This window comes from Abyssisolibacter fermentans (assembly GCF_001559865.1).
GTDB lineage: Bacteria > Bacillota > Clostridia > Tissierellales > MCWD3 > Abyssisolibacter > Abyssisolibacter fermentans.
This window is the reverse complement of record NZ_LOHE01000029.1, coordinates 1-15,529: the sequence shown is the minus strand read 5'-3', so window position 1 is coordinate 15,529 and position 15,529 is coordinate 1. Positions and strand designations below refer to the sequence as shown.

The 15,529-nt window shown below is 27.2% G+C and carries 6 protein-coding genes; all 6 read right to left on the bottom strand.

Annotated features, from left to right (window positions below; all coding sequences use genetic code 11):
- Nucleotides 1-19 precede the first annotated feature (19 nt).
- Nucleotides 20-3,940 carry a non-ribosomal peptide synthetase gene (locus tag AYC61_RS01935; RefSeq protein ID WP_066496032.1) on the bottom strand — a complete coding sequence of 1,307 codons (3,921 nt, stop codon included), beginning with the start codon at nt 3,938-3,940 and terminating at the stop codon, nt 20-22.
- Nucleotides 3,941-3,977: 37 nt separating this feature from the next.
- Complete coding sequence (locus AYC61_RS01930) at nt 3,978-5,681, bottom strand: B12-binding domain-containing radical SAM protein (protein WP_066496029.1); 1,704 nt, start codon at nt 5,679-5,681, stop codon at nt 3,978-3,980.
- 26 nt (nt 5,682-5,707) lie between these two features.
- A complete protein-coding gene (locus AYC61_RS01925; RefSeq protein ID WP_066496025.1) occupies nt 5,708-8,908 on the bottom strand; it encodes a non-ribosomal peptide synthetase in 3,201 nt (1,066 codons plus the stop codon).
- Nucleotides 8,909-8,922: 14 nt separating this feature from the next.
- Nucleotides 8,923-10,794 (bottom strand): asparagine synthase (glutamine-hydrolyzing), encoded by a 1,872-nt coding sequence (gene asnB / locus AYC61_RS01920; protein WP_066496022.1) that lies wholly within the window; start codon nt 10,792-10,794, stop codon nt 8,923-8,925.
- A 31-nt stretch (nt 10,795-10,825) separates the two neighbouring features.
- On the bottom strand, nt 10,826-14,173 hold the full coding sequence (locus AYC61_RS01915; RefSeq protein ID WP_066496021.1) for a condensation domain-containing protein: 3,348 nt from the start codon (nt 14,171-14,173) through the stop codon (nt 10,826-10,828).
- Nucleotides 14,174-14,931: 758 nt separating this feature from the next.
- Nucleotides 14,932-15,529: condensation domain-containing protein (locus tag AYC61_RS01910; RefSeq protein ID WP_156456302.1), on the bottom strand; the 598-nt coding region annotated here is incomplete at its 5' end.

The window sequence follows — 15,529 nt, the reverse complement described above, 5'->3', positions numbered from 1 at the left end:
ACATTCTCTTATTATTAATCTATAAATCAAAATCTGCATCTATATTTCTTGTATTTTGCTTTTTAGTGTATTCTTTAATCATGAGAAGCTCTTCTTTTGAATGCATATTAATGTCTCCCACATTAATTTCCAAGTTATTTACCACTTCATTTAAAATATTTATATAATGTCTTATCATAAGCTCAATAGTTTCTTTCTTAAATATTCTAGTGCTATACTCAATATTTAGTTTTAAATTATTAGTTCCTTCAACGCAAGTAAAAACAATATCAAATTTTGAGGTATTACTCTTAAACCCATACGGTTCGAATTTAAAATCATCAAATTCTAAGAATTCATAATCTTTGTTTTGAAATACAAACATAACATTTATTAGTTCACTGTGTCGTTGTTCCTTTCTTTTATCCAGTTTCTTTACCAACATTTCAAATTGAAAATCTTGATTATCAAGAGCTTCTAATGTATCTTTTTTAATATCGTTTAATAACTGATTAAACGGTTTATCTTTATCAACTTGAGCCTTTATGATTAAAGTATTTACAAACATTCCTATAATATTTTGTAAATCAGGATGATTTCGTCCTGATACTAACATGCCAACAGCTAATTGCTTCTGAGTAGTATATTTAAATAGCAATGTAAAATAAGCCGAGAGCATAAACATATACCTTGAAACAGAATACGAACCAGACATTTTCCTTATTTTTTTTGTTAACTCATCATCTATAGTAAAATCAATTGAATCACCTTGATAATCATTAAATGATGGTCTAGGATAGTCGGTCATCAATTTAACTAATGGTACACCATTTTTATATTTATTAAGCCAGTAATCTTCTTGTTTCTTTATAGCATCGCTCAATAATTTCTCATTATGCCACTGAGCATAATCTTTATACTGTAATTTAACATCTGGCAATTCTATATTATTATAAAGTTTAATAAATTCATTTATTATTATGTCAGAAGTTACCGCATCTGATATAATATGATGCATGTCCACTACAAAAATATTTTTATCAAGGGAAGTATTTATCAATACAACTCTTAATAATGGTGGTTTTGATAAATCAAAAGGTACAATAGAATTCTTTATAATTTCGTCTATTTCTTCTTTATTTCTAGCTGTGCAATATTTAATTTTAAAATTTATATCGTTATATTCATACACTTTTTGAACTATCACATCATCTCTTACTATAAATGCAGTTCTAAATGCTTCATGACGCTTCACTATACTTTCCATAGCTTTTTCGAACTTTTCTTTATTTAACATTCCTGTAATCGTTATTGCTCCACGAATGTTATAATTTATGCTATTTTTTTGTAGTTCGTTTAAATAATACATTCTTTTTTGAGCAGAAGATAATGGATAATAATCTCTTTTTTCTACAACTGGAATTGGTTCATAATTAGTAAATCCTATTTTATTTATGTGCTCTGAAAGCTCTTTTATTGTAGGATTATTGAATACATCCAACAAGCTTATTTCTTTATTAAAGCTTTCTTGTATTTTTATTACAAGCAACGTAGCTTTAAGAGAATCTCCACCAATCTCGAAAAAGTTATCAGTTACACTTATTTCTTCAACTTCAAGTAATCTTCTCCACAAAGACAGCAATGATTTTTCTATTTCATTTTGAGGTAAATTTATGCTACTACCCTTATTTATCTGCATTCCCATATTTAATAATTCTTTCTTATTGACTTTTCCATTTATCGTTAACGGAACTTTATCTATTTGCATGAAAACAAGTGGTATCATGTATTCTGGTAATTCCTCAATAAGATGATTCTTTATATCATCAATTGTCAGTTTTTCTTTTAACACCATATATGCAGTCAATTTGTTATTATCATTCATCGCTACAACCGCTTCTTTAACAGCCTCTTGTTTTTCTAAGCTACAAGCTATTTCATCTAGCTCTATCCTATAGCCTCTTATCTTTAACTGATGATCAGACCTACCCAAACAATCTATATTCCCATCTTCATTCCATTTAGCTAAATCTCCTGTTTTATACATTTTTTCTCCTGAAACAAATGGATTATTAATAAAATTCTTTTCTGTTAATTCTGCTTTATTAATATAACCTCTAGCTAAAACATCACCACTTATATATATTTCTCCTACAATTCCTGTAGGTAAAGGTTTTAGATCTTTATCTAAAATATAAATCTTAGTATTTTGAATTGGTTTACCAATAGATACTGCATTTTCTTTGTTATTTTCATAACAAAACTTATGAACTATACATCCAACAGTTGCTTCTGTAGGTCCATATTCGTTATATAATTCAATTGATTCATTAAAACATTTTTTAATTTCTACTGCTAAATTAGTCTCTAATACTTCTCCACCTATGATTAATTTTTTAAGTTTTGAGCTTTGACCTATTTTATTTTTTACCATTTTTAAATGAGAAGGTGTTAATTTTATAATATCTACACAATTATCCTCTATAACATTTTCGATCAATAACTCCTTATGTGGACCATCATAAATTCTAAGCTTATTGCCAGATAACAATGATGTAAAAATAGAAGTTACTGTTAAGTCAAAAGAAATTGATGTAAAAAGAGGAAATGTACATTCTTTATTACAAACATATTCTTTTATAGCCCATGATATATAATTAATTACAGACTGATGCTGTATCATTACTCCTTTAGGTTTACCAGTAGTTCCAGAGGTATATATTACATAACATAAATCACTGCTTTTATTAATTATATTTAAATTTTGATCATTCCCAGTAAATATAGAATTTTGGTTAATATCAATTATTTCACCACTAAATTCAATCTTCTTATTAAAATCTTTCTGAGTTATAAGAAATTTAGCCTCACTATCTGATAAAAGGTAAGCTATTCTTTTATGCGGATAATCAAGTTCTATAGGCAGATATGTTCCACCAGCTTTAAGAACAGCTATTATACTTATAATAATCTCTATTGAAGGTTTTAGCATAATACCTACTATGGTGTTTTCTTTAACTCCCTTTGCTCTTAGCAAGGATGCTAATTGATTTGCTTTTTTGTTTAATTTGCTATAGGTTATCTCATTGTCACTAAAGATAACTGCTGTTTTGTCAGCGTTTTCACTTACTATAGCTTCAAATAGTTTAGCTACTGTTTCATCTTTAGGATACTCTACCTCTATTTTATTATATTCATAAACAAGTTTCCTTTTTTCTTCTTGTGTAATTATCTCAATATCACTAATTTGTACATTAATATTTGATATAATTTGTTCTAGTATCAAGCCTAAAATATTAGTTATTTTCTGTATCTTCTTTTCATCATATATTTGTGTATTGTATTCCAATATTGCTTCAATACTATTATCTACTCTCTTAAATGTAAAAATTGTATTTAATTTAACATCTCCTAAGTATTTTCTACAGTGAATATTGTCAAGTAATATTCCTACATCAAATAATGGATAACTTTCATTGTTAACATCTAAACCTAAGTTATTAATAATTTGTCCCATAGGATAGTTTTGGTTTTCGACTGCTTTGGTTATGGTTTGTCTTACTGATAGTATTAATTCCTTAAATGTCATATTTTCTTTCATTATCATTCTTAATGGTAGAATCGTATTTATAAATTCTACATCACTATTTTGCTTATATATAGTTGTTCCTACAACAATATCTTTATTACTGGTGTATTTGCTTAGTAAGGTAGATATAATAGTAACTAAAATCATATGTAATCTTTTATCTGAACCATTGCTTAATTTTACTAAATATGCTGCTACGTTTTCTGGTATTATGATTTTTTCCTCCTGATAATAGTTTTTATCTTTTCTAATCATTTTATTGTTTAAGCAAAAAGAACTTTTCTGAAAATCTTCTAAATTACTCATCCAATATTCTTTTTCTTTGTTATATTCTGCACTAGCTAGAGCTAAATCAATAGACAAATCTTTCATATTTAAATCCTCACTCTCCTCTTAGCTAAGGTTATTATTAAAAAACGAAATCTCCTTCATCTTCTTTAATTTTATCTGCATAGTGTATCTTCTCTACTGAGAGATTATCATTAATTTTTTTCCCAGTTTTAAATTCTAAAACAGCTGGAACAGCATTTTTATGAAGCTTTTTCCATCGTTCATCTGCTTTATTAATATCATTTAAACTATATGGATTAGGAATTCCTAATCTCCTACAATGTTTTACAAATCTATTAACTCTTTTATAAATTTCTTCCCTTGAAGGTTCACAATTTAACGCCCATGTTTCAACTAACAGCATCTTTTTTGCTTCCTCGGGATATAGTCTATATCTTTTATCTGCCCATGTATTAGAATTAGTTTGTCCTGTATAAAAATAATCAAATGGGTTACATTCAGCTTCCCAAATGAAATCCTTTAGTTCTTCTATCAAATCAAGAGTTTGTTGAAAATCTTCTTCAGTTTCTCCAGGATGTCCAACAACCCAATATGTAGTTGTTTTTATACCTGATAAAGCAAGATTCATCAATGATTTTCTTATTTGATCTATTGTTATTTTTTTATTCATTAATTTAAGTACCTTAGGAGATCCACTCTCAACTCCCAAACGAGCACGATAAAAACCACCTTTACGCCATTTAATTGTATTATCTATATCACATACAGGTTTATCTGCACGTAAGTATCCATCAAAATAGAGAGATAGTTTTTTATCAATCATTTCATCAGATACATCTGATACAATCGGATTTAATAATGAATCTCCCATTAAAAACAATTGATAATTATATTTCTTACTAAGACTTTGTAACTCATTTACAATTTGTTTACCACTTTTTTTCCTATATTTCCCCCATTGAACCGTTTCTGTACAGAAGCTACATTGATAAGGGCAACTCCTAGAAGCATATGATGCCAATTGAGGATAAAAACGTAAATCTAATTCACCAAAATCAGGAAGCGGTGCTTTTGAAAGCTCTACTATCTGATTATTTAAATCTGCCAATGTATATACCCTTTGATTAGCTGATAACTCTCCTGATAAGTATTTTTCAAATAGTATTTCACCTTCTCCAACAAATATATGATCAATGTAATCTTTAGTTTTTTCTAAAAAGAAATCCAAATTAGGTGAACCAAAAGACAACTCATCTGCAAAAATACCCCCACCCATTAATATTTCTATTTCTGGGAATTTACTTCTTACTATCCTTGCAGCATATAAAGATGATGCTAAAGTTCCTTTGTAAACGCTCAAACCCAATACACTTGGTTTTACTTTGTTAATTAATTTTTCAACATATAATGCTAATTCATTATAATAATTATGAATTATCTCATCTAACTCATCTGTTTGTGAATTATCTATTTCAAAATAAAATACTTTTTCAACTAAAATTTTTATTAAATTATAATAATCCTTTTTATTATCATTGTTAATATAAGCCATCATATGTCTTCTTAAAACGCGATGAGCCAAATTGTAAAAATTGCCTTTTTTATTTTCAGGAACAAACTCTTGAAGCTTATCAGTATAATTTATATATATATCATTCATCTGTGGTTGTATATTGCCATCAGCTGTTGTTACAGTATGTCCTTTACTCTCTAAATAAGCTTTAAGACATGATATGCCTAATGGCGGTATTAGTGGAGTCCAATAAGGTAATAGTAATAATAATAATTCCTTTTTATCATTTGAAACTTCATTACTTTTCATGTTTAACCCTCCATATTCGTTTATTTTTACATTAAGAAATCACTTGAATCATCTTCACTGAATGTTGTCTCAGCTTTATAAATATTCATATTAAAGTTTATATCTTTAAGAAGAATATTTTGATTATCAACTACACTTTCCATGATTTCAATGTACCTCTTCATCATTTTTTCTATCGTTTCTCTTTTATATAACTGTTCAAGGTACTCTAAACTTAAGTAAATGTTTTCTTTCTGCATGGTAGCGAATAATAGTAAATCAAATTTTGTTAATTTATCTTTTAGTCTATGTGGAACTAGTTTTACATTGCCAATTTTTTGTTCAATCACATTTATGTCCTGCATCGTAAAGACAATGTCAAATATAGGATGCCTGTTTGAAACTCGATTTATTTTTAATTTATTTACTAGCTCTTCAAATTGATAAAAACGATTATTAAATGCTTCGATACTATTTCTTCTTACCTCTTGTAATAATTCTAAAAATGACATATCTGGATGCAATTGATTTCTAATAGGTAATATATTAACAAACATACCTACAACATTTTCTAATTCTTTATGTGGTCTATTTGTAATTGGTGTACCAATAGTAATATCATTTTGTTTAGAATATTTATTTATCAATATAAGGTAAATTGAAGAAAGTAACATATATAATGTAACATTATTCTTGATAGCTAAAGCTTCTAAATCTTTTGTTAATTTTTTACTTATAACATAATCAAAACTTTTACCTTTATAACTCTTTATATCAGTTCTTTCATAGTCAGTTGGCATATCCAACACAGGTACAGTTTCTTTAAACTTATTTATCCAATAACTCTCACATTCTTTAAATTTATCTGTATTTCGCATAGAACCTTGCCAGAAAGCATAATCTTTGTATTGTATAGGAATTGTAGGTAAACTTTCTTTATTATTCATTATTCTTATTTCATTTAGTAGTATCATTGAAGATACAGCATCTGATATAATATGATGCATGTCAAATATAAGATAATGTTTTTCTAACCCCACTTTTACTAACCCTATTCTAAATAATGGTGCTTTTGATAAGTCAAAAGGTTTTATATAATCTTTTATAACATCATCTATTTTCTCTTCTTTCGCTTCCATATAATCAATTGACCAGTCAAATTCATCAATTATTTTTTGGTATGGCTCATCATCAACTACTAAAAATACAGTTCTTAATGATTCATGCCTGCTTATAAGGATTCTAAAAGATTCTTCCATCTTTTTAACATTAATTTTCCCTTCAATAATTACTGCAGCGGATATATTATAAACAGCATTATTACTATCATAAAAGTTAGATATAAACATCCTTTTTTGTTCCGAAGATAGTGGATAATACGACCTTGATGGTGCTAATTTGATAGATAAATCACTTTGTTGTTCTTTGTTTATCATTGTTCTTATATGCTGAGAAATTCCTTTGATTGTTGGATTTTCAAAAACATATCCTAATGGAAATTCAATATTATATTTCTGATTGATTTCAGCTATCATTGTCATAATATTTAATGAATCTCCTCCAATATCAAGAAAGTTTACATTTATACCCACTTCTTTTATTCCTAGAATCTTGCACCATATATCTCTAATTTCCTTATCTATATCATCCCATATTATTGTCTCATTTTTTTCTATATCATAATAAAGAGGAATTGGTAGAGCTTTATAATCTATTTTTCCATTTTCAGTTATAGGAAACTTATCCATTGCCATAAAGGATTGAGGAACCATATAATTTGGTAGTTTTTCCTTTAAATATTGGCTTATTTCAGTAATTTCAGATGAATTATCGGTATTTTCATTTGCGGATTTATTTTGAAAAATTATATACGCACATATTATTTTATTATTATTTTCTCTTTCCTTAACATCAACTACTGCTTCTTTAACTAAAGAATGCTTTAATAAAAAGTGCTCAATTTCTTCTAATTCTATTCTGATTCCTCTAATCTTTATTTGTCTATCCATTCTACCAAGAAACTCTATATCTCCTTCTGGAGTAATTCTTCCATAATCACCTGTTCTGTACACGATATCATTAAAATTATTAGTAAATGGATTTACAATAAATTTACGTTTATTTTCCTCATCATTATTGTAATAACCTAATGTCAAATAAGGAGAACGTATTATTATTTCACCTTTAATTCCATCTGAGCATACTCTCATTTGATTGTCTACAATAATAGCTCTAGCTTTTTTTATAGGTTTACCTATCGGTATATTATTTCTATTACAATCTTCCTTTTTTATGAAATAGAATAATTTAGCTAACGTTGTTTCTGTTGGTCCGTATAAATTAACTAATTGAATTCTCTCATCAAATACCTGATACCAATTAATTAGATTTTTAGGATTTATTTTTTCACCAGCTAAAAGTACAAATTTTAAATCAGCAAAATTATTTCCATTAAGCTTTGATGAATTAAACACTTTAAAAAGACTTGGTGTACAATGTATTAATGTAATTTTTTCTTTATCAATCCATTCTATTAGACTTTCTGTATCAAGAATTATTTCTCTAACTTCTGGTATACATATAGTTGCCCCTGTTAATAACGGTAAAAATATATCTCTTAAATATGGATCGTGACATTGTGATGTAAATTGGCTCATACGAAAATGTTCATTTATACCAAATTCATCTATCTCCCATTCTATAAACTGGAGTAAGCTTTCATTCTTACCAACAATTGCTTTTGGTTGTCCTGTTGAACCTGATGTAAAATACATGTATATTGCATCGTTAGGATTATAAGATATATCAGGCTGTTGCTTGGCTTTATGTTCCAATTTATATTGAGTATATAAAGCATTATCAATACTAATAACTTCAATATCTGTTTTTTCTTTTAGTAAGCTTTCAAAATTATTGATATTATGTGAATCAATAAATAAAAGCTTCATTTCAGATATTTCCATCATCGTTAAAGTTCTATTTACAGGATAATTGGAATCTAAAGGTACAAATATGCAACCTGCTTTTAATATTCCTAAGATTATAGAAATTACTTCCAGTTTACTCTCTACTAAAATTCCTATAGCTGTTTTGGGCTTTATATTTTTAGAAATAATATAATTTGCTATATAATTTGATTTTTTCTCCAATTCGCTATATGTTAAGGTTATTTTTCCATACTCAATAGCGATATTACCACTGTTATTTTTAAAAGAATTTTGTAATTCTTTTTGTATAGTTTTTGTCAAGTTTTCAGCTCCTTTCACTTATTAGGCATATTGAATTTTTCAAGAAAAATATTAAACGTTATAACAATAATTAAAAAATCTTCATCAAAAGGTAAATTCAGTTTGAAATCTTTTGACAAATATTGTTTTTTTAATGCTTCAATCTTATCGGGATTAAAATATCCTTGTCTTTTTATTTGCTGATAAGAAAGCATATCATTTATAAACTCATGATTTTGTTTGAGTATTTTGGAACTCCCTGGTGCAACAAAGCTAAATTTAGGTCTATTAATTATTTCTTCTGGAATTAAGGATTCTGCAATTTTCTTTAAGATATATTTTTCAATAAACCCATTTAACTTTAATCGTGGTGGTATTTTAGTTGCAAATTCTATTAAGTCCTTATCTAAAAAAGGATACCTTGCTTCTATTGAATTCGAATAAGCCATTCTGTCTCCATGGTCACCTAATAGGTGCTCTGTTAAGCGTACTTTGAAATCAATATAAGATCTTTTATGCAATAAATCTATATTACGAATTCTTTCTTTATTGATAATATCTCTATTAAAACAATTTATATTTTCATAACATTCATTTATCTTATGAGAATATAACTGTCTTTTCTTATTTTCGTAATCTTTGTAATCCTTTTCATAAAAGAAATTTTCATCGCCCCATAGCTGTTTTCTCATCTTTTTTTCAAGTAATAGCTGCTCTGTAATCTCTTGTTTCTTATGCTGCCTCATTTTATCAAATTTGTAACCTACATATCCTCCAAATAATTCATCTGCACCCTCACCTGTTAAAACTACTTTTATATTTTGTTTTCTAACTGTTTCAGATAAAGCCATAGAAGCAGTATTATAAGTCTCCTTTAAGGGACTTTCGCTGTGATAAATCACTTTTGGCAAATATTTAGCTATATCTCTTGTATCAAATAACCTATTATGATGTATTGAATTTACATGGTCAGCTACAATTTTTTGATATTTCCCTTCTGACATATTTTCTTGAATAAAATCTACCGAAAATGAATGTCTTCTACTTTGTGGATCTACTTCTTTTATCTTTGAAGCAATAATTGATGAATCTAATCCTCCACTTAAATAGAATCCTACTGGAACATCAGCATTTAATCTGTATTTTACAGCTTTTGTAATAATATCATCCAACCTATCAATGTAATAATCATCATTCTCCGAATAACAAGTTTCATTTGTTTTTGGATATACTAAATCCCAATATTCTTTTATTTGTAAATCCTCTTCAAATGAAACACAAAGAAAGTTTCCACTAGGTAGACTCTTTATGTTTTTGAATAAAGTTTGCTCATTAATTAAGCCGGGAAATGATAAAATCTGATCTAAACCAACAAGGTCTACCTCTCTTTTAACTGATGGATGCTCTAAAATTCCTTTAATTTCTGATGCAAATATAAACAAATTATCATCAGTCAATGTATAGTAAAAAGGCAATATTCCAACATGATCTCTTCCACAAAATAATTGATTTTTTCTTAAATCATAAATTGCAAATGCAAACTGTCCATTAAGTTTATTTATAAAATCATATTCATATTCTTCATAAAGATGTATCAATACTTCCACATCAGTGCTTGTCCTAAATAAATGCCCTTTGCTTATTAATTCCTTTTTCAATTCTTTGTAGTTAAATATTTCTCCATTGCATACCAATATAACTGAATTATTTTCATTACTAATTGGTTGCATACCTCCATTTAAATCAATAATACTTAGTCTTGTAAATCCCAGTCCAATATTATCTTTAATATAAAAACCGATATCATCTGGACCTCTATGTTGTATTTTATTTGCCATTTTTTGCAAAATTATTTGATTGATTCTATTTTGTTTTTTTAAATCAAATACTCCACAAATTCCACACATAGCCTTCCTCCATTGTCATATTTTAAATAACCTATAAAATTTCATTAAAGTCTTGTACTGTTCTATCTTTCTGAGCATCAGTTATCAGCTGAATATCCGATATCTTTCTTTCAGAATGAAATGCAATTTGTTTCAATATATTAGAATAATGTTTCGTAATACCTTTAGCTGTAGATCTTTTAAATAAATCAACTGAATACTCTAAATATAGTTGTATTTCATCTTTTTCTTTTATTCCTTCTAGTTTTAAATCAAATTTAGCTGTTTTATGATCTATTTGATAATTTTGAATTTCTAAACCGTTTATGTTAATTTCTCCAAAGCCGTCGTTTTGCCAAATAAACATTGTATCAAACAGTGGATTTCTACTTAATCCACGTTTTATATGAAGTTTTTGAACTAGCTCATCAAATTGATAATCTTGATTTGCTAAGGCTTCCTGAATATTATTTTTTAGCTCTAACAAATAGTTACTTAGTGTCATGTCTTCCTTTACACTACTTTTTATGGCTAAAGTATTTACAAACATTCCCACAGTGTTATAATATATTGGGTTCAACCTTCCAAGGACAGGTGTTCCTACCACTATATCCTTTTGATTTGTATATTTATTAAGTAGTATCATATAAGCCATGAATAAAACTGAATATAAAGTCGTTTTATTATCATTAGCAAGTATTTCTAATTTTTTAGTTACTTCTTTATCGATTTTAAATCTTACTATATCTCCAATAAATGAATGCTCTGATGGTCTAGAATAATCTAATGGTAAATCTAATTCAGGTACATCTTTAAGTTTTTCCAGCCAATATTTTTCCTGTCTTTTCATTATGCTTTTACCTTTACTATTTTGCATCGCCATTGTAAAATCTTTGTATTGAACTACAGGTTCATATAATTTTTTTCCACTATAAAGTTTTGTAACCTCATCTATTAGTACCCTTGCCGACTGTCCATCAAAAATAATATGATGCATATCAAATAGTAAAATATAATCATTTACATCAAGAGTAATTAGACCTACTCTAAAAAGAGATGGCTTGTCTAAGTCAAAAGGTCTGATAAATTCTTCTATTATTTCTTCTACTGCTCTTCCCTTTGCATTAATTTCCTCTATATTAAAATTAATTTCATCATAAATCTTTTGATATGGTATATTATCAATACTTACAAAACCAGTTCTTAGAGCTTCATGTCGTTTAACCAACTTGTCTAATACTACTTTTAAGTTCTTTATATTTACATTTCCTTTAATTCCAAATGCAATAGGTGTATTGTAGCTGAAATTGTTTTTATTAAATTTGCATAATACATAAATTCTTTTCTGCGGTGCTGCTAGAGGATAATATTCAAGCTCTTCTGCCTGCATTGTTGCAGCAGTCTCACATAAATTATTAGTTTTTATACCTGTTAAATAAGCTGATAACGTTTTCACTGTAGAAAATTCAAATATTACTCCCATTGTTAAGTTAATATTTAACGATTCATATATTTTCTTAATTAATAATGCTATCTTTAACGAATTCCCACCTAATTCAAAGAAATTATCGTTTATACCTATATTATTTATTCCAAGAATATCTGACCACATATTTACTAATTGTATTTCTAGTTTAGTCGTTGCTAAATCTACATCACGACTCTCTACTTTTTCTTTAATTAGTGTATCTAAGTGTAAAGTTAACTCTTTATATTCACCTTTGCTATATGCCTCTTTTAGAATAAATCTTCGAACCTTACCAGTGATTGTCTTTGGTATTTTATTGATTGGTAAAACATGTTTTAATACTAAACCTGTACTTAAATTGATATATTTCTTGAATTCTATAGCTTTTGACACAAATTTCTCTACATCATCTTCAAACAAGATAAACATGATAATATCATCTTTTTCTAGTTGTGGATTGTATATTCCACAAACAACAACTTTACCAGCCTCTCCACCTTTTATTTCACTTGCAATTGCTTCGATATCATGAGGATAGTAGTTTTGTCCATTAACAAATATAATCTCCTTTTTTCTACCAGATACAAATAGATCTTCATTTCGTTTAAATCCTAAATCCCCCGTTTTTAACCATCCATCTTGAGTCATTACTCTTTTGGTAGCTTTAAGGTCATTATAATAGCCTCTAGTAACATTTTTCCCTTTAACATAAATTTCACCTACGACATTATCTGGTAATATATTATCTTCATTATCACAAATTTTAAATTTACAGCAATCGAAAGCATGACCAACGTCCACTAAAGTTATTCCACATTCATCATCCTTGTTAACCTCCATTACTTGCTGACCTATTGACATATGATCTCTATGAAGTGTTAAATATTTCATCTCTTTACCTATTATGGTAAGCGTTACTATAGAAGTTGCCTCCGTCAATCCATAACCAAGTGCACCTATATTATTTTTTAATCCCCACCTAGACAGCTCATTAAAAAATCTTTTGCTCAATTCAGCTGATATAGGTTCTGCTCCGTTAGCAATTATTCGTATATTTGATAAATCCCAATGTCTTTTTTCTTTCTCATCATCTGTGAGAAATGATAGAAAATGTTTGTATGCAAAATTAGGACCAGCTAGATAAGTTGCCTTATGTTTGTGAGCTTTATCCATCCATTGTAATGGATTCTCTATAAAAGTATTAGTAGTCATTATGTTTTGCTTACAACCAAGCACTAAAGGCATTATGTGGAAGAATAAAAGTCCAAAATTATGTGTTAAAGGCATCCACCCTAACATACAATCATCACTTGATAATCCAAAAGCCTCTTTTAATGTTACTAAATTAGATATTAGGTTTTCATGTGTTAATACAATACCTTTAGGATTACCTGTTGAACCTGAAGAAAATTGAATATACGCAATATCATCAGAGTGTGTTTCATGTATAGTCCCGTTTTTTTCATTCACATATATAACATCACTTAATATTATTCTTGATTCAACATCAACATCTGAAGCTTCCTTTAAACTACTTAATGTCTGATGCTTAAGCTTTTCATATACTTTTTTACTGGTAATTAAATGTGGGTTATTTAATATTCTCCATATTCCTACAAGCCTTGTTCTATGTGCATCACTAGTTACAATAGGAGTAGTAATTGGAATGATACCACCTAATAAACATGCCCAAAATATTATTAATAATTCTTTGTTATCATCTATTTGTAATACTAATTCATCCCCCGGTTTTAAATTTTTTTTCTGTAATTCATTAAGTGTCATCAAAGCTATATTATAGAATTCTCTATAAGATAAGAAATCTTCGTCGTCATTTTGAATAAAAGTAATTCCTTTTGCAGAATTTTTATTACTAATTTCTTGTAGGCATTCCACTAGATTTTCACTAGTCTTACTTTTGTGTTTGAACATATTATTCCCCCTTGGTTATATTGTATTAATAACTTTTTAAGATTTTACTAAATTAGCTTCAATACAAATCATGAATAAGATACCACTTCATTATATTTATTTCATAACATTTATATAATTTTTATATCTTTGTTTTGTCATATGTGTAGTTATTTTTATTATTTATATTTTTATGTCATTTATTCTATTTATTGAAATATATTCATATTTAATTATATATATTATTTATTTTACATATTTATCTATATTTACTACATTTTCTATTTATTTTTTGTAATATAATTTATTAATTTGTTAAATAAGTGTTAATTTCCTTTTTTTTTTATTATTTTTCGTTCGCCATTATTTTATATTTTTTGATATTTATTACTATTATATTCATATTTATTCATAATTACCTTACAAATAATTATTTTACTTTTATTTACTCAAATGTTTTATATATGATACTTTTAACTTAATTTGCTTTATCTCTTCCTCGTAAAAATATTAGAAATTAGAATGAAAAAATATATTAATTTGTCGAACATTAAATTATAAATAAGCATGTATTTATTTATATGTTTTTACTTTTTATGTATAATATTGTATTGTTGTGCGTGTTTACTTGAAATTTTATAAATTTGTGGTGAAAAATAAATACACACAAAATATATTTACCTTGTATGTATTTATTTAGTATATATTCTTTATAGTTAATCTTTTTGGTATTATATCTTGTTACATAACTTTCCTACATTGTCCTATTTTTGAATGAACTATAAAATCTCATTAAAATCTTGTACAGTTCTACCTTTCTGAGCATCTGATATCAGCTGAATATCCGATATCTTTCTGTCAGAATTAAATGCAATTTGTTCCAATATATTAGAATAATGTTTCGTAATACCTTCAGCCGTAGATTTTTTAAATAAATCAACTGAATACTCTAAATACAGTACTATTTCATCTTTTTCTTTTATCCCTTCTAGTTTTAAATCAAATTTAGCTGTTTTATGATCTATTTGATAACTTTGAATTTCTAAATCATTTATGTTGATTTCTCCAAAACCGTCATTTTGCCAAATAAACATTGTATCAAAAAGTGGATTTCTATTTAAGCCACGTTTTATATGAAGTTTTTGAACTAGCTCATCAAATTGATAATCTTGATTTGCTAAGGCTTCCTGAATATCATTTTTTAGCTCTATTAAATAATTACTTATTGTCATTTCTTCCTTTACACTACTTTTTATGGCTAAAGTATTAACGAACATTCCTACAGTGTTGTAATATATTGGATTTAGTCTTCCAAGCACAGGTGTTCCTACCACTATATCCTTTTGATTTGTATATTTATTAAGTAGTATCATATAA